Source organism: Pseudomonas sp. GW821-FHT01E10 (assembly GCF_059422365.1).
In genome coordinates this window covers 86,770-109,012 of sequence record NZ_JBWKWT010000008.1, presented here as the reverse complement: position 1 = coordinate 109,012, position 22,243 = coordinate 86,770, and the positions used below count along the sequence as shown (strand labels likewise).

General features: G+C 59.8%; 20 protein-coding genes. All 20 read right to left on the bottom strand.

Annotation, left to right across the window (positions count from 1 at the left end; genetic code table 11):
• Window positions 1–54 precede the first annotated feature (54 nt).
• Entirely contained in the window at window positions 55–1,497 is a 1,443-nt protein-coding gene (fliD, locus tag AC07V0_RS16305) for a flagellar filament capping protein FliD (protein WP_064619490.1), read from the bottom strand.
• 82 nt (window positions 1,498–1,579) lie between these two features.
• Entirely contained in the window at window positions 1,580–1,945 is a 366-nt protein-coding gene (locus tag AC07V0_RS16300; RefSeq protein WP_086945869.1) for a flagellar protein FlaG, read from the bottom strand.
• A gap of 71 nt (window positions 1,946–2,016) precedes the next feature.
• Window positions 2,017–2,862: a flagellin domain-containing protein gene (locus tag AC07V0_RS16295; protein ID WP_086945870.1), complete on the bottom strand. Its 846-nt coding sequence runs from the start codon at window positions 2,860–2,862 to the stop codon at window positions 2,017–2,019.
• A 249-nt stretch (window positions 2,863–3,111) separates the two neighbouring features.
• Window positions 3,112–3,378 carry a hypothetical protein gene (locus AC07V0_RS16290; RefSeq protein ID WP_086945871.1) on the bottom strand — a complete coding sequence of 89 codons (267 nt, stop codon included), beginning with the start codon at window positions 3,376–3,378 and terminating at the stop codon, window positions 3,112–3,114.
• On the bottom strand, window positions 3,375–4,667 hold the full coding sequence (locus AC07V0_RS16285) for a motility associated factor glycosyltransferase family protein (RefSeq protein ID WP_086945872.1): 1,293 nt from the start codon (window positions 4,665–4,667) through the stop codon (window positions 3,375–3,377). The genes AC07V0_RS16290 and AC07V0_RS16285 overlap by 4 nt, the downstream gene beginning before the upstream one ends.
• An 82-nt stretch (window positions 4,668–4,749) precedes the next feature.
• Window positions 4,750–5,676 carry a ketoacyl-ACP synthase III gene (locus AC07V0_RS16280; RefSeq protein WP_018925031.1) on the bottom strand — a complete coding sequence of 309 codons (927 nt, stop codon included), beginning with the start codon at window positions 5,674–5,676 and terminating at the stop codon, window positions 4,750–4,752.
• 229 nt (window positions 5,677–5,905) lie between these two features.
• On the bottom strand, window positions 5,906–6,958 hold the full coding sequence (gene pseI / locus AC07V0_RS16275; protein ID WP_086945873.1) for a pseudaminic acid synthase: 1,053 nt from the start codon (window positions 6,956–6,958) through the stop codon (window positions 5,906–5,908).
• Window positions 6,955–8,457 carry a UDP-2,4-diacetamido-2,4,6-trideoxy-beta-L-altropyranose hydrolase gene (gene pseG / locus AC07V0_RS16270; RefSeq protein ID WP_086945874.1) on the bottom strand — a complete coding sequence of 501 codons (1,503 nt, stop codon included), beginning with the start codon at window positions 8,455–8,457 and terminating at the stop codon, window positions 6,955–6,957. Before pseG ends, pseI begins: the two co-directional genes overlap by 4 nt.
• The gene (pseF, locus tag AC07V0_RS16265) at window positions 8,454–9,149 is read right to left on the bottom strand and encodes a pseudaminic acid cytidylyltransferase (RefSeq protein ID WP_064619514.1); all 696 of its coding nucleotides are present in this window, start codon (window positions 9,147–9,149) and stop codon (window positions 8,454–8,456) included. The genes pseG and pseF overlap by 4 nt, the downstream gene beginning before the upstream one ends.
• A gap of 6 nt (window positions 9,150–9,155) precedes the next feature.
• Complete coding sequence (pseC, locus tag AC07V0_RS16260; RefSeq protein ID WP_086945875.1) at window positions 9,156–10,319, bottom strand: UDP-4-amino-4,6-dideoxy-N-acetyl-beta-L-altrosamine transaminase; 1,164 nt, start codon at window positions 10,317–10,319, stop codon at window positions 9,156–9,158.
• Window positions 10,316–11,317, bottom strand: coding sequence for a UDP-N-acetylglucosamine 4,6-dehydratase (inverting) (gene pseB / locus AC07V0_RS16255; protein WP_019579558.1), 1,002 nt, complete (start codon window positions 11,315–11,317; stop codon window positions 10,316–10,318). Before pseB ends, pseC begins: the two co-directional genes overlap by 4 nt.
• A 30-nt stretch (window positions 11,318–11,347) precedes the next feature.
• Window positions 11,348–14,284, bottom strand: a complete 2,937-nt coding sequence (locus AC07V0_RS16250) for a glycosyltransferase family 2 protein (RefSeq protein WP_086945876.1) — start codon at window positions 14,282–14,284, stop codon at window positions 11,348–11,350.
• 51 nt (window positions 14,285–14,335) lie between these two features.
• Window positions 14,336–15,073, bottom strand: coding sequence for a cephalosporin hydroxylase family protein (locus AC07V0_RS16245; protein WP_064619523.1), 738 nt, complete (start codon window positions 15,071–15,073; stop codon window positions 14,336–14,338).
• Window positions 15,074–15,089: 16 nt separating this feature from the next.
• On the bottom strand, window positions 15,090–16,160 hold the full coding sequence (locus AC07V0_RS16240) for a class I SAM-dependent methyltransferase (RefSeq protein ID WP_086945877.1): 1,071 nt from the start codon (window positions 16,158–16,160) through the stop codon (window positions 15,090–15,092).
• On the bottom strand, window positions 16,150–17,007 hold the full coding sequence (locus tag AC07V0_RS16235) for an NAD-dependent epimerase/dehydratase family protein (RefSeq protein ID WP_086945878.1): 858 nt from the start codon (window positions 17,005–17,007) through the stop codon (window positions 16,150–16,152). Before AC07V0_RS16235 ends, AC07V0_RS16240 begins: the two co-directional genes overlap by 11 nt.
• Window positions 17,004–18,230 (bottom strand): class I SAM-dependent methyltransferase, encoded by a 1,227-nt coding sequence (locus tag AC07V0_RS16230; RefSeq protein ID WP_086945879.1) that lies wholly within the window; start codon window positions 18,228–18,230, stop codon window positions 17,004–17,006. Before AC07V0_RS16230 ends, AC07V0_RS16235 begins: the two co-directional genes overlap by 4 nt.
• The gene (locus AC07V0_RS16225) at window positions 18,227–18,787 is read right to left on the bottom strand and encodes a dTDP-4-dehydrorhamnose 3,5-epimerase family protein (protein ID WP_018925020.1); all 561 of its coding nucleotides are present in this window, start codon (window positions 18,785–18,787) and stop codon (window positions 18,227–18,229) included. The genes AC07V0_RS16230 and AC07V0_RS16225 overlap by 4 nt, the downstream gene beginning before the upstream one ends.
• A complete protein-coding gene (rfbG, locus tag AC07V0_RS16220; protein WP_026286325.1) occupies window positions 18,784–19,866 on the bottom strand; it encodes a CDP-glucose 4,6-dehydratase in 1,083 nt (360 codons plus the stop codon). The genes AC07V0_RS16225 and rfbG overlap by 4 nt, the downstream gene beginning before the upstream one ends.
• On the bottom strand, window positions 19,848–20,621 hold the full coding sequence (gene rfbF / locus AC07V0_RS16215; RefSeq protein WP_019579550.1) for a glucose-1-phosphate cytidylyltransferase: 774 nt from the start codon (window positions 20,619–20,621) through the stop codon (window positions 19,848–19,850). Before rfbF ends, rfbG begins: the two co-directional genes overlap by 19 nt.
• Before the next feature lie 311 nt (window positions 20,622–20,932).
• Window positions 20,933–22,243 (bottom strand): calcium-binding protein (locus AC07V0_RS16210; protein WP_305887069.1); only part of this gene is annotated, 1,311 nt, incomplete at its 5' end.

The following is a 22,243-nucleotide window of genomic DNA, read 5'->3' as shown; positions in this document are numbered from 1 at the left end:
AACTAAAAAAGCCCGACAAGCGGAATCCGCTGCCGGGCTTTTGGCGTTTATGCGCTATGAAGCGTTTTTCTGCGCATTCATCGCGTCGAACATCGAAGTGATATTGCTCGCCGTTGCCTTCAGCTTGCCGACAAGGGTATCCATGTCGTTGTACTTTTTGGTCAGCACCGCCGTCAGCGTCTCGACCCGACGATCCAGGGCTGCCTGCTGGTTGGCCAGATTGCTCTTGGCCTTGGACAGGTTGCTCGAACGGGTGTCGAGGATCCCCTCACTGCCAGTGATCGTGTAAGGGGTGATGGCATCGTTCATGCGCGTGAGCAGCCCCTTGGCGGCATCGCCAGTCGCCGTCGGATCGCCCAGGAACAGCTTCTGAACCTCACCACCGAGCTTCTGGGTGTCCATCGCATTGGTGAACTTGGCGCTATCGAAATCCAGCGCACCGGTTTTCTGATTGGTGGTGATACCCAATTGCGACAGAACAGTGAGCTTGTCGCCAGCACCGGTAGTCACCAACGGTGAACGAATCGATGCCATGATACCGCGCGCCAATGGGTCACCGGTCAGTGCAGCAGCAACGGTCAGCTTGCCGTCTGCATCCAGGGATGGCTTGGTCAACGTATTTACACTGGTCACAACCTGGTTATAAGCGTCGACGAAAGCTTGAATGGACTTTTTCAGACCATCACTGTTCGGACCGACCGTCACCGTCGTGGTTACATCACCACCGGCGACCAGATTGAGGGTCAAGCCAGAAACAGCCGAGTCAACCTTGTTGCTTTTGCTGGTCAGCGCGAGCCCGTCCACGGTGAAATTGGCGTCCTTCGCGAAATCGCCGATAGCACCAGCCGAAGTCGCTGTCGGTGTTGCGCCCATTTGCTGGCCGGCATTGATTTCCAGACCCGCAATACCGCTGAGGGTGATATCGGAACCGGCACCGGTCGCCGTGGAACCCATCACCAGACGCGAGCCAAACGAGTCAGTCACGATGTTGGCACTGAAGCCATTCGCGCCCTGCTGGGTGTTGATCGCATCGCGAACCGATTGCAACGTCGCGCCCGCCGGAATGGTGACAGAACTGGATACGCCGTTTTGCGTGATATTGAGCGTGCCGCTCGCAATGGCACTGCTGGCGCCGCCGGCAAAGGCTGCGGTGGCCACTTTGGACGAGGTCGCAAGGTTAGAGACCTTGACCACGTAAGAGCCGTTGACGGCGGTGTTGCTGGCCACAGCGGTCAATACTTTCGCGTCGGCGGAAGTGGCGTTGTAGCCGAGGAATTGCGGAGCCTGCGTATCTTGCAGCTTCTTGATCGCAGCCTGGAAGTTCGCCAGGACACTTTTGAGAGTACCAATACCGGAAATCTGCGCAGTGTTGGTGGTCGTCTGACGATCGATCTGATTCTGCTTGGCCGCCTTGTCGGCGTTGACCAGAGCCTTGACGATATCACCGGTATTAATACCGGAACCTAAGCCCGTGCCCGGTAGAATTGGACTTGCCATGTGGAACTCCCTTCAGTGTGTCGCCGGCCTTTTGACCACTACAACGCCCAAAAGAACATAGCAACAAAATTCGTGCCAGTTGTCAGACTTTGGCGCTGAACAACAGGCTGCTTGCATCATTCAAACTGTTCGCCAGCTTAAGGACTTCTTCGTTGGGGATTTGACGAACCACCTCACCGGAGTCACTGGCAATCACTTTGACCACAACTTTGCCTGAAGGCTCATCAATCGAGAACTCCAGGTTGCGCTTGACCGACTGAACGAACTTTTCGATTTCCTGGACGGCCATCTTCAGTTTTTCCTGCTCGGTCTGGTCTTTTTTACCTTCTTCCTTGACGGCAACCGCTGGCGCAGTTTCCGCTCGAGGCTTTTCCGCAGGCTTGTCGGCAACAGTCGTCGCCTGCTGGGCCGCAGGATAAGACAAGTTCAGCTTGACGCTCATATCCATGTCCACCACCTCTTAAATTAAAAAGCGAGAGAGCGCGACAAGCGCACTCCCCCGCCAAAACTCATCGGCTATTACTGAAGCAGTTTCAGTACAGCGGATGGCAGTTGGTTGGCTTGAGCCAGAACTGCGGTGGAAGCTTGTTGCAGAGTTTGTTGCTTGGTCAGCTGTGCAGTTTCAGCAGCGAAGTCGGTATCTTGTACGCGGCTCAGTGCAGCACTGGCGTTTTCGTTGATGTTTTGCAGGTTGGAAATGGTGGTCGAGAAACGGTTTTGAGCAGCACCCAGGTCAGCGCGAGTGGCGTTGATGTTTGCCAGAGCAGCGTCGATAGCCGAGATAGAAGCATCAACAGAGCTGTGGTTAGCAGTGTTGGAAACGCCGGAAATGGTGGTACCGGTCATGCCCAGGGCGCTGGCGTCGAAGCTGGTCGACAGGGTCAGAGTGATCTGGTTGTCGGAAGTAGTGTTCGAACCTACCTGGAACTGCATTGCACCAGCAGTACCGTCGATCAGCGCCTTACCGTTCAGGTTGGTCGACTGAGCGATACGGGTCAGTTCAGCGATCGACTGTTGGTATTCTTTGTCCAGAGCGGTACGGTCAGCAGTACCGTTGGAGTCGTTGCGCGATTGCACGGCGATTTCACGCATACGCTGCAGAATGTTGGTCGATTCTTGCAGAGCGCCTTCAGCGGTCTGAGCGATCGAAACACCGTCGTTGGCGTTTTTGATAGCCATGGTCTGACCACGGATCTGCGAAGTCATACGGGTAGCGATCTGCAGGCCGGCGGCGTCGTCTTTGGCGCTGTTGATTTTCAGGCCGGAGGACAGGCGGGTCATCGAAGTCGACAGTGCGTCGGACGCACGGTTCAGGTTCTTCTGAACACTCAGGGAAGTAGTGTTAGTGTTTACTGTTAAAGCCATGACGAATTCCTCGTTGGTTGGGTACTGCGGCTTCCGGCCCTGGCAACCGCCCGGTATGGCCTAGAGAACCTTCGTAATAGTTATCGTCGCCAATGCAGGTTGCTTGAGGGGATTTTTGAAATTTTTTGCCATCACCCTGCCACCCCCTGTAAAACCGAGGCTTAGCGACGATCCAACCACCAAAAAATGACGCCAGAGAACTGCCACAACCCTTTCTTACAGCCCCGCTCCCGCTGATCTGCCACGGCATTACGCAGAATTGACAGCCACCAGCAAATCGACCAGTTCGTATTCAAGGTAATCCGCCAGCGCCAGCCAGTCCTGTCGTTCCTGACTATCCAGCATACCTGTCAGTAATGCCGTCCACCGGGCCGCGATCTGGCTCTCGGCCCCGCCGACCCGCGACTGCACCTGCTCCGCCACCTCGACCATGACCAGCGCCGCCTCGACATCCCTTCCCAGGCGAAACAACGCTGAACATTGCCGGGCCTGATCAACGAGTAGCACTTCGCTCATCGACTGAACTCCGGATGAAATGTCGTGCCGGCAATCATGGCCCCGGCTCGACTGCTGTTGTAGAAGACGACATGTGGATTCGCAGCGATATAGCGCTCCAGCTCACACAGGTAGCTGCGGAAATTGAGCTGGGTCTTGACCCGCTGCCCATGCCCATCCAACACCCAATGACGAGCCGCGCCCAATTGCGGACCAAGGTCACCGTCATTCCAGCCGGCATGGGTCTTGTTGTTGGGGAACGCGAAGTCAGCCCCGAACAGCGTGATCTGACTGGCGCCCATTTTCACCGCCAGGTCCACCGCCGGATGAATCACGCTGCCGCCTGCAAACAGCCCTGCCCGTGGGAGCAGCTCGCGCAGAACCCGAAAAATCGGACTTGCCGAGTAAGCGACATAGCGTTTGCCTTGCCAGGCCTGCAAGACCGCAGGAGCCACCAGCGGCATGTAGACCAGCGTGATGTTTGCGCTGTCCTCGGGCGGCAGATGGCGCTGCGAGATACGCTGATCGATCGTGACGACCACATCCGGCTTGATACCGCTCTCGATCAGCGGCCTATAAGCGGTATCGACACAAACGAACAGTGGTCGCGGGGTCTGGCCGCGAATTGATCGCAAGGTCACGAAGTGCTGTTCCAGGCTCGGCCCGGTGGCGATGACAAACATCGGCTGGCCAGCGTGTGCTGCGAACAATTGTGCGGCGTCACTATCGACGCGGATCTGTTCGACACTTTCCAGCAGGCGCGTCGCTATTTCCGGATTGTCCGGATCGAACTCACGGTTGTTGAACGTCAGATGGGTTTCGCTGATCAAGCGGTCGCGGATCTTCGCGTTGAAGTCATCGGCCAGCACCAGCTCCGAAGGCAGGGCAAAGAACGGCAGACAAATCTCAGCCAAATCACCGGCGTAGTGCAGCTCGACCCGCGAATCGCTGAGCCATGGCTGCTGATCGAGCAATTGCAGCACCAGCGCAAACACTGCGCCGCTAAGGATATGAACATGCAGCCGAATCAGCCCCGAACGCTGCAGCAGCTCCAGTTGCAGATCACCCAGCCCCGTGCCGTAAACGTGCAACACCGGACTGTCGACCGGCAGGCTTGCGGCTTGAAGCTGCGCTTCGCGGGTACGGTCATGGCGACTGGTCAACTGAATGCCGTTGATGCTCAGGGTCGAGCCGAGCCCTTCCACCAGATCGGCCTGCAACGGGCCCGGATCTTCAGACAGCAGACGCTCAGCCACGGCCGGCCAGCGACGCTGAATGAGTTCGGCGTTGGGTTGAAAAAACTCGCTCATGGCGCCTCGCTGTGATTCGGGCAAAAAAATAGCGCTCAAGGTTACACCTTGAGCGCTTTTTTTGTGTCCGGCTTTTAGAAGATCAAGGGCGATAGATGATCGCCGAACCCCAGGACAAACCAACACCAAAACCGCTGAGTGCCACACGCTTCCACTTGGAATCGAGCACGTGTTTTTCCAGCAGCAATGGAATGCTCGACGACACGGTGTTACCGGTCTCGACCATGTCCTTGAGGAACTTCTCGGGCTCGCCTTCGAAGCGTCGCGCCACGGCATCGACAATCGCCGCACTGCCCTGGTGAATGCAGAAGGCATCGATATCGTCGGCCGTCAGACCCGAGTCGCCCAGCAGCTCGTGCAAATGCGCAGGGACTTTGAGCAGCGCGAAGTTGAAGACCTGACGGCCATTCATGAAGAACACCCCGTCGGTGACCTTCAGGTGCGGCGCACCGGAACCGTCGGTGCCGAACTTGGCCTTGCCCAACTGCCATGGAGCGTCTTCGCCCATCCAGGTGGCGGTGGCGGCATCGCCGAACAACATGGTGGTGTTGCGGTCTTCCGGGTCGACGATCTTCGAATACGGATCGGCGGTCACCAGCAAGCCATTCTTCAGGCCTGCGGCTTCCATAAAGCCCTTGATGGCGTAGATGCCGTAGACGTAACCGGAGCAGCCCAGGGAGATATCGAACGCGGCCACGGTCGTCGGCAGGCCCAGCTTGTCCTGAACGATGGCGGCGGTGTGCGGCAGGCCTTCTTCGTCGCCGTTCTGGGTCACGACGATCAGCACGTCGATGGCTTCACGCTTCAATTCAGGGTTGTTGGCGAACAGCGCGTTGACTGCTTCGACACACAGGTCCGAGGTTTCTTGCCCGGCGTCTTTGCGCGGCAGGAAAGCCGAACCGATCTTGCCCAGGATGAACTCTTCATCCTTCTCGAATTTTGCACCTTGTGCGTAATTGTCCACGCCGGCTACAGGAACGTAGCTCGCAATGCTCTTTATGCCAATCATTACGGCTTCCCAATAATAAACAGCCCAATACCACCGCTCGCAAGGAATCGAGGGGCGCCGACAAACAACGAATAACGTCGCCCTCAACGAGGTGACAGCGGGAAGAGTAAAAGGCCATCACTGAGCCAAAAGCAGGCCAGGCGCCCTCTTCCCTATTTATACAATACAGTGAAGATGCGCGTAATGACTCGCAGGTCACGCTATTTTGCCGAATCAGCCCCACAAGCGGTTATTCGACCAGCGACCAGTCCAGCGGCGTTCCGCGCTTGATGGCCTGGCGGGCACGGCGGCCCAGAAGGGTTTCAGCGTGTTTCGGGGCCAGCCCCAGGCCCGGACGGATGGCCCGCAGATTGGCGGCGGTAAATGGCTCTCCGGCGATCATGTCCTGGGTGACATACAGCGACCGGCGGTACACCAGGGACTTGCGCTCGGCGTCAGTCACGCCGTAATGCACCTGGCCCATGGCCTGCCAGGCGCGCTCGGTTTCGACCACCAGGCTGGCGAGTTCGGCCGGTTCCAGCGAGAAACTGGCATCCACGCCTCCGGCGGCACGGTCGAGGGTGAAGTGTTTTTCCACCACCGTCGCCCCCAGCGCTACGGCGGCGACAGACACCCCGACACCCATCGAATGGTCGGACAAACCGACTTCACAACCAAACAACTCACGCAGATGAGGAATCGTGCGCACGTTGCTGTTGGCGGGCGTCGCCGGGTAAGTGCTGGTGCACTTGAGCAACACCAGATCCTTGCAACCGGCCTCACGGGCGGCACGCACGGTTTCATCGAGCTCGGCGATGCTGGCCATGCCGGTGGAAATGATCAGCGGCTTGCCGGTGGCCGCAACCCGACGAATCAACGGCAGATCAGTGTTCTCGAAGCTGGCGATCTTGTAGGCCGGCACATCGAGTCTTTCGAGGAAGTCCACCGCGGTGTCATCGAACGGTGTGGAAAACGCCAGCATGCCCAGCTCTTTGGCCCGGGCGAAAATCGGCGCGTGCCATTCCCACGGCGTGTGGGCCTTTTCGTACAGCGCATACAGCGAAGAACCGGCCCACAAGCTGTTGGGGTCCTTGATGAAGAACTCGCCTTCGGACAAGTCCAGGGTCATGGTCTCGGCGGTGTAGGTTTGCAGCTTCAAGGCATGGGCGCCGGCCTTGGCCGCGGCTTCGACGATTTTTATCGCCATGTCCAGCGACTGGTTATGGTTGCCGCTCATCTCGGCAATGATGAACGGCGGCGCATCGGCACCGATCGAGCGATTACCGATCTTGAAACTGGTCATTGTTCTGGATCCTTCAACACGCGCGTGAACGCGCAAGCACTCTGAGTAAAACCACCCTCGCGGAAAACCTTCAGCGATGGCTGATTGGCCGGCAGCACCTGAGCGGTGATGGCCTCAAGTTGTGGCCAATGCGCCGTGACGAACGCTTCGCCCCGCGCCAGCAGCGCCCTGCCCCAGCCCAGGCCGAATCGGCCTTCGAACAGATAGATCGAGACCTCGGCCCGAGTACCGTCAAGGTCATAGCGCAGCATACCGACCGGGCCGTCATCCGCCTCGGCAATCAACAGCAGTCGCTGAGGGTTGTTCAGGCTCGCGGCCAACCAGACCTGATGCCGCTGCCAATCGATGGCGTGGGTGTCCAGCGACCAGCGCCGTACTGCCTCGGCATTACGTCCCTCGAACAACAATTGCGCATCGTCCGGATCGGCTCGACGCACCTGCAGTACCGCTCCCGCCAGTGCTGCCGCCACCCGCTGCGCGCCACGGCCATCGACCAACTGCCGTGAGCGTTCGGCCATACTTTGACGAAAACCTTGATTGCCTACGACAAAACCGATGGCTTGGCGCAACTGCTCGACGCTGACATGCTCGCGGTTGCCCAGGAACACATGAGCGCCCGAGGTCGCCATCACCTCGCCGTTGGCCTGCTGATTATTCGAGACCGCAATGCAAATCGTCGGCAGCCCCATGGCCGCCCGCTCCCAACTGGTGCCGCCACCGGCACCGATAAACAGGTCAGCCTCGGTCATCAGCCGATAGAAATCGCTGACAAAACTGTGCAGGCGCCAGTTCGGACGATACGCCGCCAGCGCCTGCATCTGCTCCCAGGCCGGGTTGTTGGCCCCCGCCACGAAATCGACCTCCAGCTCATGAAGGTCCGCCAGCGCCAACATCGCGTGGTGGGTCTGCATGGCCGCATCGAAGCCGCCGAAGTTCACCAATACTCGCCTGGCCCGAGGCTTGATCTCGACCGCCGGGCAGCAGAACTCATCGCGCAACATCGCAAAACGTGGACCGAGCAAGGTCTGGCAGTCGGGCGTCAGCAGCGAGGCATAAGCCTCTGGGGTGCCCGACAGATTTTGATTGAGCAGCAGATCGACGCGGTACTGCCGAGTGGCCAGGTCATCCACCGCGGCGATCCGTGATGCCCAGCGACGGGCCGCAGTCTGCCAGTGATGATCGAGGCCATAGTGGTCGACGATGATCCAGTCGAAAGCCGGATGGCGTTCCAGGGCTTGCGCCAGCGCGGCGATGTCCGCCTGCCAGGGCAGCATCGATTCGATGGCCTGCTGCGGATCTTCATCGGGGTAGCGTGCCGGCAGCGCGAAGGTCTCGAAGCCCTCGCTTGCCAGGCTGTCCAGTCGATGCCCCGGCAGCAGGCGACAGGCGAAGGCAACGTGCGTGCCCTGCTTGCGCAACACCCTGGCCAGGGTCAGACAGCGGGCGATATGGCCGCTGCCAATGGTTGGCGACGCGTCAGCGCGGATCAGTATCCTCATTGCAACTCACCACCAGCCTTCAATGCGGCGTAAAGGTATTCGGCGCGTTTCCAGTCTTCAAGGGTGTCGATGTCCTGTACCAGGTAGCGCGGCAGAATCACCGGCAGGCTCGCTGGCGAGAACAGTGCATCACCACGCAACCAGGCCTCGCTGCGTCCCCAGTAGAACTGGCCGGCGTCTTGAAAGGCTTCGGGCAAGTCCTGGGAGCGGGTGTCACGAAACTCCGGATAGAGCGAGGTCAGGGCGCCCTGCGCGTCGAGGGTCAAGGCCCGCTGCACCGGAAAACCAAAACCGGTGACTGAAAACGCGAAAGACTTGTCCGGGTGCTGCACCAGCAACTCATGCCCCTGACGCAGATAACGCGCTTGCAACAACGGCGCCGTCGCATAGATGCAGCAGGCATGGTCGAACGGTGGCAATTGATTCAAGGCATGCACAATCACTGCCGCAGTCCCGGTGAAATCGTCAGCCAGTGCCGAAGGCCGCATGAACGGCACCTGAGCGCCATTGGCTCGTGCGACGTCGGCGATTTCCTCATCGTCGGTACTGACGATCACCTGGTCGAACAGGCGCGACTCCAACGCCGTGCGAATCGAACGGACGATCATCGGCACGCCGTCGAACGGCTTGAGGTTCTTGCGCGGGATTCGCTTGCTGCCACCACGGGCCGGAATGATCGCAACACAGCTCAAGAGTCACTACTCCTCAAGGATCAGCCGTCGCAATTGCTCGACCACATAGTCCTGTTGTTCATCGCTCAGCAGAGGAAACAGCGGCAGGCTGATGGCCTCGGCGTAATAACGTTCGGCCTGGGGGAAATCACCCTCGGCAAAACCCAGGTCGCGATAGTACGGCTGCAAGTGCACGGGAATATAGTGCAGATTCACCCCGACACCGGCCGCTCGCAAGCCTTCGAACACCTGTCGATGACTGAGGTTGATCCGCTCCGTCTGCAAGCGCACCACGTACAGATGCCACGCCGATTCGGCTTCAGGCTGCGCGCTGGGCAAGGTCAGCGGCAAGTACGCCAGCAACCGGTCATAACGCGCCGCCAGTTCGCGTCGACGCTCGATAAAGCCATCGAGCTTGTTCAGCTGTGACAGACCGAGTGCCGCTTGCAGATCGGTGATCCGGTAATTGAAGCCCAGCTCCACTTGCTGGTAGTACCAGGGGCCGTGGCTGGGTTCGGTCATCTGCTCGGGGTCACGGGTCATGCCGTGGCTGCGCAGACGTTGCAAGCGTTCGGCCAGTTCCGGGCGATTGGTCAGCACCATGCCGCCTTCGGCACTGGTGATGATCTTCACCGGGTGGAAACTGAACACGGTCATTGCCGCGAATTCACCGCAACCCACCGGGCGCCCGGCATAGGACGCGCCGACCGCGTGGGAGGCATCCTCGATCACCGTGAAACCGTAACGCTCGGCCAGTTCGGCGATCATGCGCATATCGCAGCTCTGCCCGGAGAACGCTACCGCCACCAGCACTTTCGGCAGCTTGCCGTCGCGCTCGGCGATTTCCAACTTCGACGCCAAGGCGTAGGCATCGAGGTTCCAGGTCAGCGGGTCAATGTCGACAAAATCGACGTCGGCGCCGCAGTAGCGACCGCAGTTGGCCGAGGCCAGAAAGGTATTCGGCGTGGTCCATAACCGATCGCCCGGCCCCAGGCCCGCGGCGAGACAGGCAATGTGCAACGCCGCCGTGGCATTGCACACCGCCACCGCGAAATCGGCCTGGCACCGCTCGGCCATCGCCTGTTCGAAACGCTCGATGGTCGGCCCTTGGGTCAGCCAGTCAGACTGCAACACGGCGACCACCGCATCGATGTCGGCCTGATCGAGGCTTTGCCGACCGTAGGGAATCATGCCGACAGTTCCGCGTGCAGGTCGGCGATCTGGCCGACCGACAGGAAGTGCGGGTTGGTATCGGAACGGTACTCGAAATCTTCGCCCACCGGCCGGCCCTGCTCGCCCAGTTTGTCCACGGCAAAATCCACGTCGACGCTGGTGAAACGGATCGACGGCTGAATGGTGTAGTGATCGTCGAACTCCAGGGTCATGCGCGCGTCGTCCAACGGCACCATCAGCTCATGGAGTTTTTCCCCCGGACGAATGCCGACGTGTTTGTGCGGCAAATGTTCAGCCATGCCCTGCGCCAGGTCGACGATGCGAATCGACGGGATCTTCGGCACAAATACTTCACCACCGTGCATGCGGGCGAAGCTGTCGAGCACAAACTTCACGCCGTGATCGAGGGTGATCCAGAACCGCGTCATGCGCTCATCGGTGATCGGCAGCTCTTTGGCGCCCTCGGCAATCAGCTTGCTGAAGAACGGCACCACCGAACCCCGCGAGCCGGCGACGTTGCCATAGCGCACCACGGCAAACCGGGTTTGTTGCTCGCCGGCAATGTTGTTGGCAGCCACGAACAATTTATCCGACAGCAGCTTGGTCGCGCCGTACAAGTTGATCGGGCTGGCAGCCTTGTCGGTGGACAGCGCGACAACTTTTTTCACGCCGTTGTCGATGGCCGCGGCAATGATGTTTTCCGCGCCGTTGACGTTGGTGCGGATGCATTCGGTGGGGTTGTATTCCGCCGCTGGCACTTGCTTCAGCGCCGCGGCGTGCACCACATAATCGATACCGCGCATGGCCTGACGCAAACGGTCGGCGTCGCGCACATCACCGATGAAGTAACGCATGCACGGCGCGTTGAACGTCTGCTGCATCTCGTACTGCTTAAGCTCATCGCGGGAAAACACCACCACACGCTTGGGCTGGTATTGCTCCAGCAAGCGGCGGATGAAGTTGCGTCCGAACGAACCGGTGCCGCCAGAGATGAAAATCGATTTACCGTTGAACATGCCTTGAGTCCTTTTACCTGTCAGCCAGGCTTATGCGAGCAACTGCGCCCAGTTCACACTGGTCGGTTCGCCGAGAGTAAAGCCCTTGCCGGTCAAGGCCAGGTTCTGGTTGTAGGCTGGATCCTGTTCGAAACGCGATTGCCACTTGTCGCGCAGGGCGGCTACCGCCTGCGGGTGATCCGGCAATGAGCCGGGGTGGGCGATTTGCACTTGCGGCGTCCATACGGTCAGCAACCCGGCATCGGCGACTTTCAGGCACAAGTCGACATCGGCATACGCTTGCTCGAAATGCTCTTCATCCAGCCCGCCCAGTGCATCGAACACCTCTTTGCGCACCATCAGGCAAGCGTCGGAAACTGCCGAATAATTCTGCTCGACCAACAGTCGATGCATAGGACCCGGTGCGTCTTTTTTCGCGCCGACGAACGCAGAGGCCACGCCGTCCCCCAGCCCCAGAATCAAACCGGCGCCGGTCACGCTGCCCTCGCGATCAACCAGCTTGGCCCCCACCACCCCCACTTCCGGCCGCTGAGCCTGGTTGAGCAAAGCTTCGATCCAATTGGCATTGACCACCTCGGCGTCTGCCGCGAGCAGTATCAAGTACTCACCCTGTGCCTGCGCGGCGGCCTGGTTGAGCAGTGCCGACGGGCTCACGCGCTGCTCGTTCTTGATCAGGCGAATCCGCCCGCGACCGTTTTGCTCCAGACTGTCGAGCCACGTCAGCAGATCGGCTGACTGGCTGTGGTTGTCGGCGATGATAATTTCGTTGTTCTGATAGCGCGTACGCTGCAATACGCTCACCAGGCAGCGCTGCAATGGCTCCTGATCGCCTTCGCTGCGGACGATGATCGACACCTTCGGACGCTGGGCATGCCGGTAGTCGATCCGCAAGCCACCAAATGCCTCGGCACTGACCTGCGCCTGATAACCACGGGTTGCCAGGTGGCGTACCAGGGTCTGACGTTGGTGCTCATTCGGCGCCAACTCCACCGCCGGGGTGATCAGCAATGGCTCGGCCAAATGCGCCAGCCCTGCCAACCCGCCAGCTTCGATCAGGCGCAGCAGCAGGTCGAATTCCAGTGCATCGCTGAACTCGCGGGCATAACCACCGACATCCACCAGCACTTCGCGTCGGATCAGCCAATGCCGGGCGGTCAACGTCGGCAGACTTTGCAGCAGGTCGAGGTTGAAGGCCGGGCGGAAAACCTCGGTCAATGTGCCGTTACTACGGCGATGAATCTCATCCATCGCCACCGCACGGCAACCTTCCGCGTCCTGCAACTCAAGGCTGGCGCGCAGGAAGCCGGCAGCGGTGAACTCATCGCCGGCCTCGGCCAACAGCAGCCAGTCCGAGGTTGAGCGCTGGGCAATCTGGTTCAGTTTATCGACGTAGTTGCTTGCGCTGACCTTTACAAAATGCACGGTATTTTGTTCGGTGGTGACGTCAGGCAAATCACCGGTGGTGAAGACCACCACCTTGAAGGCGCGGAAAGCGCTTTCCATCAGACTGTCAAAGGTGACCTGCAACTTGTCCATGTCGGCTTCAAGATCCAGCAACAGAATGCCAAACTGAGGCCCGCCCTCATTGGCCGCCAGGTGTTGATTGATTTTCCGTACCGCGGTGTCGTTCGGCTGGCGTGCCTGCAACCAGTTCAACAGCCGGCCGGAGGGCATGCTGCCCAGCAACTCACGGCTGTCGTAGGTCGGTAGGCTGCCGAGGCGGGCAATCCAGTCCGTCAATATTTTCGCATCGGCGCTCTCGCCCATGTCCAGCAGTTGCTGCACCAGTTTTTGCACGACCTGACGGTTGAAGGCGCCCAACTGCACGGCATGCAGCAAACGAGTCTGGATGGTCTCGGGCGTGTCGTTGGAATAAGTGCGCTGCAACGTATGCTGCTGAAGTAATGCACCCTCCATTTCTTCCAGCTGCAAGCGGCCGGCCGGCATCGCATGGAGCAGGAATTCGCACTCGGTCAGTTGATCAAAAAACGCCTGGTTGTAAAACGGCATCTCGACATATTGCTGGGTGCCGAATGCGCGTTTCGGGCCAATGGTGGGATCTTTCCAGTAGGACTCGAAGATCGGCTCGATAGTCAATGCATTGCGCGTGGCCAGGCTGTCGGCCAGCGCCTGGAAACTTTGCAGGGCGAACTCTGCGGTCTGCTTCTGGTTCAGGTCACTGATGTCGGTCGGCAGCGTGGCGAGGAAACCGGCAAAGCGCTCACGCTCGGCGACCGAACGGGCGTCTTTGAAACTCAGGACGTGAATGATTTCGGTATTGTGATCCGAACGGCCGTAGTTGACCTCCCGCACCACATAAGGCATTGGCAGAATCCGCGCCTTGGCCCGCGCGAGCATGTAATACACATGGCCGATTTCCTGCCACTCGAAAATCGTGCCCTCCGGCATGGCCGCATACCAGTCCTGCAACAGCGAGGTGCGGTGCACCGCATAGAACGGCGGAATGTACTGGCCCATGTAGTCGAGCACACGATCCTGCGCGCGCTCGGCGTTGTAATCCTCTTTTACCTTCTTGTCGCGACGGTAGTACTGCACATAGTTGGAGTGCGTCAGGTACATCAGGCAGTAGCCGTGGCACATGCCGTAATCAGGGTTGGCCTCGAGGAAGTTCACCGATTCGGTCAGTGCATCGTGCAGCAGGAAGTCATCGTCGGAAGCCAACACCATGTACGGCGTGGTGACCTGGCTGACGCCATACCCGAGCTTTTGCTGAAACCCCGTGTAGGTGAACTGCGGCAAATGACGATAGTCGACCGACGGAAAGTCGGTTGCGATGCGCTCATCGCCCTGCACGGACGAATCCAGCACCAGCACCTTGGCGGAGTAACGGCTGTAGTACTGCAAGGCGCGTCGCAGGAACGCCCTGCGGTTGTGGGTGATAACCACCACCGTGAACAGCTCGTTCAGCGGTGTCACGTTGGTTTGAGTGCTGCTTTGAACCTGCATTTTCCTATCCCCACAACCGGCCGATCGCCAAGTACCTGAAGCTGTTTTTGATTAACGAACGCGACGCAGATAGCCGTCCGGCGCCACGGTGATCAGCAGTTTGTTTTGCATCTGCTGGTCGATCTCGAAGTCCTTGTTCTCTTCCAGGTACTTCCACACCGCAGTTTTCGGGTTATCGCCCGGGCCCCATGGACGATCCGGGAAGAAATCGGCTGGCATGTCTTCGACCACGGTGTCCATGACCACGCAGTAGCTGTCCACCGACACCAGTGGTGCGTACAGGCGCAGTTCTTCCAGCACGTGATCGTGGGTGTGGTTGGAATCGAGCACCAGAATGACTTTCTTGCCTTCAGCGGCAGCACGCACTTGGGCGGCGATGGCCGGGTCGATGCTCGAACCTTCGATCATCGAGATGCGCTTGCTCATCGGGTGACTCTCGATGGCTTCACGGTTGTGTGCACGGATATCGAGGTCGATGCCCAGCACTTCGCCGTGGCCTTGCAGCTCCAGCAAGGAGGCGTAGTAAATGATCGAGCCGCCGTGGGCGATGCCGCATTCGATCACCAGGTCCGGTTTGACCTGCCAGATGATTTCCTGCATCGCCATCATGTCTTGTGGCAGCTGGATGATCGGACGGCCCATCCACGAGAAGTGGTAGCTGTACTTGTGCTTGGCCGATTCGTTGAAGAAATCCCGGGCCAGGCCGGTGAGTTTCTGGTCGTCACCCTGCTGGGCGATCTGTTCCCGGCATTCGGCTTCGAAGGCTTTATTGATGGTGTTGTCGGTCATTTTAGAATCTCAATAGTCACTGGAACGAAGCGCTGTCGACGGCGTGATAGACGTAGCGTCCACCGGTCATCCGCTTGATTTCTTCGAGGTAGTTGGAGTTCATCACAAACAGGTTGGCGCCTTCGGGCAAGGCATCCATGGCCTCTTGCGGCGAAGACACCCGCACGCCACTCAGGGGCAGATAACGCCCCTGTTTGGCCGGGTTGATATCCACCACGCGATCCACCGCCACACCCGCGCGTTGCAGGAACAACGAATAAATCACGCCTTTGGACGAGGCACCCCAGATCGCCGAACCTTGCTCGGGCGCCGCTTGAATGATCTGCACCGCGCGCTCGAGGCTGCTGGTGAAACCGTCCGGCAATGCCAGGCGCGGCACCGGTTGGTCCGGTGTCAGGCGCAGCGTGGCCAGGTCGGCGACGATGTACAGGTATTGGCCACCGAACAGGTGACCGGCCTCGTGCACGGTGCCGAACATCCGGCGCAGGTCATCGAGGCGGAAATAATTGACGTGCTCGTAGAACAGGTCGAACCAGGCGCGGTGCTCAAGAATCCAGTCGAAGCACGGCACTTCGATGTAGATCTGCCCGCCCTGATTGGCCTCGGCCATCTCGGCGAGAAAACTCACCGGGTCCTGGATATGTTCCAGCACATGCCGCAGCACGATAGCGTCCGCCGACAGCCCCAGGCCGCGAGTGAACGGCGCCTTGATCACGTCGGCGTTGTCGCCTTCGTAGGCCGGGTCGATACCGGTGATGGCGTAGCCCAGGCCTTTGAGCAGTTCAAGAAAGTAGCCTTTGCCGCAGCCGACTTCGATCAGTTCCTGCCCCTTGAAGTGGCGGGCAATGATCCCTTCGACATCGCTCAGGTGCTTCTGGAACTGGCCGGAATGCGCCTGCTCGTTCTGATAGTCGGCGTCGTAGCTGAGCTTGTCGGCGTCGAAGGCCTGATTGAAGATCAACCCGCTCGTCTCGTCCTGCACCAACAGCATGTCGGCGCTGGCCGATGCCCTGGCCGACTCCGGGTCGGCAAAGGTACGGTTCTGCAACACCGGCAGGTCGGCGACCCGATACAACTCATGCCTCATGCTCTGCTCCCAGTAGCTGTTGCAAACGGTCCGCCACGCCCCAGAACGCCATCGGTTCATGGGTCGGGTATGGGTAATGGCCCAGGTTCAAACGGATCGACGCGCCACGCTCACACAACCGCTGCTCGACCAGCGCCCTGACCGATACCGGCTGGCCGCTGGAGCAATTGATCACGCCATCGAACTCACGCTGTTGCAGGATCGCGGCGAGGTAATCGGCAGCCGTGTCGATCGCCAGGTAATCGCGCAACTGCTCGCCGGCCGACATGTTGAAGCTGTCGTCCCCGGCCTCGATTGCCCGGTCCAGTGCCGCCAGCAAACTGTTGGGGTTCTGCCCTTCCCCGTGCAGGTAGAACAGCCGCGCCCATTGCAGGGTGAAGGGCTGTTGGCGCTGCAGGTTTTCGAGGAACAGACGCAAGGTGTTCTTGGCCAGCCCGTAAGGGTTACTCGGCCGCGCCTCGGTCTGCTCGCTGAGCGGCCCGCTCTGCAGGCCGTATTCGAAACAGGTGCCGGTGACCAGCACCTGCGACACACCCGCCTCGACCGCACCTTTGATGAACCGGTAATCGGCCATCAGGTTGTGTTCGAAGTGAAACAGCGCCTGATAATTCGGCAACCCCGGCCAGGCGAGATGTGCCAAGGCATCGACGCCATCGGTCAGCGCGGCAAAGTCCAGGTCGGTGGCATGAACATCCGCGGCCACGAATTCCACGGCGTTGATCCACGGCAATTGCGCGGCGGTCTCGGCGTTACGCGCCACGGCCCGCACCTCGCAGCCACGGGCGAGTAAAGCCGCGACCAGATGTCGGCCGACGAACCCGGTGGCACCGGTGACCAGCACCTTCACAGTACGGTCAACTCAGGCACGGCGATCACGAAACGGCCGTCCCACTGACGCACCTGCGCCAGCTGCTGACTGACTTCGTGCAGCAAATTCCATGGCAATACCAGAACGTAATCCGGCTTTTCCAGATCGATCTGCGCCGGCGAAACGATCGGAATGCGACTGCCCGGCAAGTACTTGCCCTGCTTGTGCGGGTTGGCATCGGCCACCCAGGCCAACAGGTCCGGTTTGACCCCGGCGTAGTTGAGCAAGGTGTTGCCCTTGGCTGCCGCACCATAACCGACCACGCGCTTGCCGTCGGCCTTGGCTTGCAGCAGGAAACGCAGCAGTTCGTGCTTGATGCCCTCGGCCGCTGGCGCCAGGGTCGCGTAGTACTCGGGGGTTTTCACTCCCGCTGCCAGCTCGGCCTGCAACTGCTGTTGAACGGCTGGCTGCACCTCACGGCGAACACCGTCGGCCCGCTGGACGAACACCCGCAACGAACCGCCATGGGTCGACAACTGGCTGACATCGAACACTTCCAGGCCATTGCGCTCGCACAAGGTCTGCACGGCGGTCAGGGACAGGTAGGAATAGTGCTCGTGATACAGCGTGTCGAATTGCTGCCCGGCCATCAGCGTCAGCAGTTGCGGAAATTCGAACGTCGCCACACCGGTCGGCTTGAGCAAGGTGGAGAACCCACCGAGAAAATCATTAATGTCCGGCACATGCGCCAACACGTTGTTGGCGGCCATCAGGTCGGCGGCCCAGCCTTCGCTTTTCAGCTGCGCGGCGGTGTCGCGACCGAAGAACAGTTCGCGAATCTCCAGGCCTTTTTCCCGCGCCGCTTGCGCGGTGCTGCGGGTTGGTTCAACGCCCAGGCAGGGGATGCCGCGCCCGGCAACGTACTGCAACAGGTAACCGTCGTTGGCGGCGATTTCCACCACGCGACTGTCGGCAGTCAGGCCGAAGCGTTCGACCATCTCGGCGACATAGCGCTCGGCATGGGCCAGCCAGGTGCTGGAGAACGAACTGAAATACGCATACTCGGCGTCGAACAGACTGTCGGCGCTGGTGTAATCCTCGGTCTGCACCAGCCAGCACTGCTGACACACCGCGACCTTCAATGGCACCCATTGCTCGGCTTGTTCCAGGCGATCGGCGTGCACATAGGCGTTGGATGGCGGCGAGGTGCCGAGATCGATCAGCGGCAAGGCCAGAGGAGTACCGCAACCACGGCAGTTCATAGACGCACTCCAGCGAAGTGTTCATCGAGCAAGGGATGGCTGGAATCCCTGGCCGACAGATTATTGACAGGCAACGGCCAGGCAATCGCCAGCCGTGGATCGTTCACCGACAACCCGCCCTCGTACGCAGGCGTGTAATCAGCGCTGTGCAGGTAGAGCAATTCGGCGTCATCGGTCAGCGTCTGGAAGCCGTGGGCGAACCCGGACGGGATCAGCAAGCTGCGACCGTCACCGGCCTTCAGGTGCTCGGCGTGCCAGTGCAGAAAGGTTTCGGAATCGGGGCGCAAGTCCACCGCCACATCCCAGACTTCGCCGCGCAGGCAGGTAATCAACTTGGCTTCCGGCGCATTGGAATTTTGATAATGCAGACCGCGCACACTGCCCCGCGCACGGGTGCAGGAGTGGTTGATCTGGCGGATATGAAACGGCTGGCCGAAAGCGCTCAGGCTGCCTTCGCAAAACAGCCGGGCGAAATGCCCACGATCATCTTCGAAGCGTTTGTGCTGCACGCTGAACAGACCGGCCAGCGGCAAGGCTTTCAACAGAAACTCGCTCACAACGCGCCTCGGTACAGGTTCAACTGGTTCAGGGTGACTTCACGCATGTCATCACCGTTCTGCCACGCCAGATGCCAATCGAGGGTCTGGGTCAGGCACTGCTGCAACGACCAGCGCGGTTGCCAGGCCAACCGTTGACGGGCGCGACTGCTGTCCAGGCGCAACAGGCCGGCTTCGTGCAAATCACTCGGCTCGATGCGCAATCCGCGTGCTTGCGGCCAGCGGCTGGCAAGCAACTCGACCACTTCGCCGACGCTGCACATGTCCGCTTCGCTCGGACCGAAGTTCCACGCGCCGGCAAACTGTGGGCCTTGTTCGTAGAGACCGGCAGCCAATTGCAGGTAACCTGCCAAAGGCTCAAGAGCGTGCTGCCATGGGCGCACGGCCTGCGGGTAGCGCAGGGTCACTGGCTGGTCGGCCGACCAGGCCTTGAGCACATCGGGAATCAGGCGTTCCGGCGCAAAGTCACCGCCGCCCAGCACATTGCCAGCACGGGCGGTGGCCAACGCCAAGCCATGCTCGGCGTACTTGTCGGCCGGGAAAAACGATGCGGCATAAGACTGCGCCAACAATTCGCAGCAAGCCTTGCTGCTGCTGTAAGGATCGTGACCGCCCAGGGCTTCGTCTTCGCGGTACGGCCACAGCCATTCCTTGTTGGCGTAGACCTTGTCGGTGGTCACTAACACACAGGCACGCACGCCGCCGACCTGGCGGATCGCTTCGAGCAGATTGAGCGTGCCCATGACGTTACTGGAATAGGTGCCGAGCGGATCGCGATAGCCTTCGCGCACCAGCGGTTGGGCCGCCAGGTGCAGGACGATTTGCGGCTGGGTTTCGACGATCAGTTCCAGCAAGGCGCCCAGATCACGCAGATCACCACGCTGATCGTTGATGCCCTCGTGTACCCGCGCCAGTTCGAACAGGCTCGGCTCGGTGGACGGATCGAGCGAAAACCCGCTGACCTCGGCCCCGAGGCTTTGCAGCCACAACGTCAACCAGCTGCCCTTGAAACCGGTGTGGCCGGTCAGCAGCACCCGTTTGCCACGCCAGAACTCCGGACTCAGGCCCATTGCTTCCATGGGGCCTCCCCGCTCTGCCACAGCGCTTCGAGGTGGTTCTTGTCGCGCAGGGTGTCCATCGGGTGCCAGAAGCCTTCGTGTTCGAAAGCCTTCAACTGTTCGTCCTGGGCCAGCCGGGTCAACGGCTCGGCTTCCCAAGTGGTCTCGTCACCGCCGATGTACGACAGCACTTTCGGCGACAGCACGAAGAACCCGCCATTGATCCAGCCACCATCGCCACGGGGTTTCTCGGTGAAACCGAGCACCTGATCGCCGTGACGCTCCAGGGCGCCGTAACGGCCCGGCGGTTGTACGGCGGTGACGGTCGCCAGACGACCGTGGGCGCTGTGGTAGTCCACCAGTTGACGGATATTGATATCGGAGACGCCATCGCCATAGGTGAAGCAGAACGCCTCTTCGTCCTTGAGGTAACGACCGGCACGCAGCAAGCGGCCACCGGTCATGGTTTCCTCGCCGGTGTCGATGAGAGTGACGCTCCACGGCTCGCTGTAGTTCTGGTGCACGTCCATGCGGTTGTTGCGCATGTCGAAGGTGACGTCGGAGGTGTGCAGGAAGTAGTTGGCGAAGAAGTCCTTGATCGCATAGCCCTTGTAGCCAAGGCAGATCACGAAGTCATGAATCCCGTGGGCGGAGTACTGTTTCATGATGTGCCAAAGAATTGGCTTGCCGCCGATCTCGATCATCGGCTTGGGCTTGAGGTGCGACTCTTCGCTGATGCGCGTGCCCAGGCCACCCGCCAGAATTACTGCCTTCATCGTCTCCCCTCTTGTTCTTCACAGAGCTCGGCCAAGCTATTTCAAGCTTTTGCGGGCTGTCTGGCTAAAACGCTCTGCCGTGTCAGGCGCTGGCGTACCGGCCGCAAGCGCTCGTTTTATGGCGATTTGAGGGGGACTTGCAGGAAACGCGCCAGCTCTTTCAGGTCGGGGGACAGCACTTGAATCAGCGACAGAGGGTAATTAGCAGCTATGCGGACCCAATAAAAAGGGGAACCGGGTCAATCACAACCAGATTCCCCAATTACTTCAAAGAAGACCTTCAACTCCATTACGAGTGAAGATCCAAAACCTCAACCAAACAAATCGAACGCGTCACCATTGGCGGTCTTGAAATGCTCAATGGTAGTGAAGCCTGCGTACCAGTCCTGCAGTTTCACACCATGGTCGGGCACAGCGCCTTGAGTATCAAAGCGATCGTAGAGATAGAGATCATTGTCAACTCGCATGAGCTGCAAGTCGGCTGCGGAGTTGACATTGTTCAATATCAGCGTGTCATTGATGCTTGTTCCGTCATCGCGGATAGTCACCAACTTACTGGTATTAACGGTATAGGTATCATCGCCCTCTCCACCGTTGGCAAAGCCTCCAGACTTCATGTTCCAGGCGAATTCACCCTTCACGTTCAGGGTCAACTTGTCATTGCCGACGCCGCCGAGCAACACGAAGTTGTCACCGGTGCCGCTCAAAATATCGTCGCCGTCACCGCCATCGGCCGTGCCGCTGACCACCGTGAGGCTATCGTTGCCAGCTTCGCCAAAAGCCATGGTTCCACGATCATCGGCAGCACTGGTGATGACATCGCCACCATTGCCGCCATACAGCATGTCGGCCTGAGGCCCGTTTGCTACACCGCCAAGGGAGAATGGCCCGATCTGGGAGTACAAACCGCCGTAGATGGTATCGCCACCGTCGCCGCCATAAACCAGATCATTGCCCAGACCACCCTCAAGGTAGTTCCCGACCGCATCACCGGTCAGCGTGTCGTCGAAGTGGCTGCCCACTACGCGTTCGATGTTGAGCAAGACGTCGCCTTGCGCATCGCCACCCTGAGTGACCCCGGTCTGTAGGTTGATATTCACGGCAGTTGCGCTGTTGATGTACCAGGCGCTGTCCAGCCCTTCACGCCCATCGATCCGGTCGGCACCGGCGCCACCGATGAAAATGTCGCTGCCAGTGGATCCCGACAGCGTGTCGTCAAAACTGCTGCCCTGGAAAATCTCGATCCCGGTGAAGGTATCGCCAGCGGCATCGCCCGCATTGACATTGGTTTTCAAATCTATTGTCACGGCAGTGGTGGATTGTTCATAGCTGACCAGGTCCTGACCGGCTGCGCCGTCCAACCCCATGGCAGTGGTGCCACCGATGAAGATGTCGTTGAGCGCGGTCCCACGGAGGGTTTCGATATCGACGTAAGTATCGCCAGCCGCGATACCGGAGTGGATGCCTGTCATCAAGTTAAGGGTCACCGCCACGGTGCTGTCGGTGTAGCCGACAGTGTCCATACCGGCGCCGCCGAAGAACTGGTCTGCACCGCCGCCACCAAACAGCACGTCATTACCGGCACCGCCGCTGATGATGTTGTCGCTGGCGTTGCCGTAACC

Excerpts from the sequence above, each read along its gene's own strand:
- AC07V0_RS16240 (WP_086945877.1), bottom strand. The coding sequence starts at position 16,160 with ATGAGGCATGAGTTGTATCGGGTCGCCGACCTGCCGGTGTTGCAGAAC.
- AC07V0_RS16280 (WP_018925031.1), bottom strand. The coding sequence starts at position 5,676 with ATGATTGGCATAAAGAGCATTGCGAGCTACGTTCCTGTAGCCGGCGTG.
- AC07V0_RS16250 (WP_086945876.1), bottom strand. The coding sequence starts at position 14,284 with ATGCAGGTTCAAAGCAGCACTCAAACCAACGTGACACCGCTGAACGAG.
- pseC (WP_086945875.1), bottom strand. The coding sequence starts at position 10,319 with ATGATTCCCTACGGTCGGCAAAGCCTCGATCAGGCCGACATCGATGCG.
- AC07V0_RS16300 (WP_086945869.1), bottom strand. The coding sequence starts at position 1,945 with ATGGATATGAGCGTCAAGCTGAACTTGTCTTATCCTGCGGCCCAGCAG.
- AC07V0_RS16295 (WP_086945870.1), bottom strand. The coding sequence starts at position 2,862 with ATGGCTTTAACAGTAAACACTAACACTACTTCCCTGAGTGTTCAGAAG.
- pseI (WP_086945873.1), bottom strand. The coding sequence starts at position 6,958 with ATGACCAGTTTCAAGATCGGTAATCGCTCGATCGGTGCCGATGCGCCG.
- pseG (WP_086945874.1), bottom strand. The coding sequence starts at position 8,457 with ATGAGGATACTGATCCGCGCTGACGCGTCGCCAACCATTGGCAGCGGC.
- rfbG (WP_026286325.1), bottom strand. The coding sequence starts at position 19,866 with ATGGAAGCAATGGGCCTGAGTCCGGAGTTCTGGCGTGGCAAACGGGTG.
- rfbF (WP_019579550.1), bottom strand. The coding sequence starts at position 20,621 with ATGAAGGCAGTAATTCTGGCGGGTGGCCTGGGCACGCGCATCAGCGAA.
- pseB (WP_019579558.1), bottom strand. The coding sequence starts at position 11,317 with ATGTTCAACGGTAAATCGATTTTCATCTCTGGCGGCACCGGTTCGTTC.
- AC07V0_RS16230 (WP_086945879.1), bottom strand. The coding sequence starts at position 18,230 with ATGAACTGCCGTGGTTGCGGTACTCCTCTGGCCTTGCCGCTGATCGAT.
- AC07V0_RS16245 (WP_064619523.1), bottom strand. The coding sequence starts at position 15,073 with ATGACCGACAACACCATCAATAAAGCCTTCGAAGCCGAATGCCGGGAA.
- AC07V0_RS16285 (WP_086945872.1), bottom strand. The coding sequence starts at position 4,667 with ATGAGCGAGTTTTTTCAACCCAACGCCGAACTCATTCAGCGTCGCTGG.
- fliD (WP_064619490.1), bottom strand. The coding sequence starts at position 1,497 with ATGGCAAGTCCAATTCTACCGGGCACGGGCTTAGGTTCCGGTATTAAT.
- AC07V0_RS16290 (WP_086945871.1), bottom strand. The coding sequence starts at position 3,378 with ATGAGCGAAGTGCTACTCGTTGATCAGGCCCGGCAATGTTCAGCGTTG.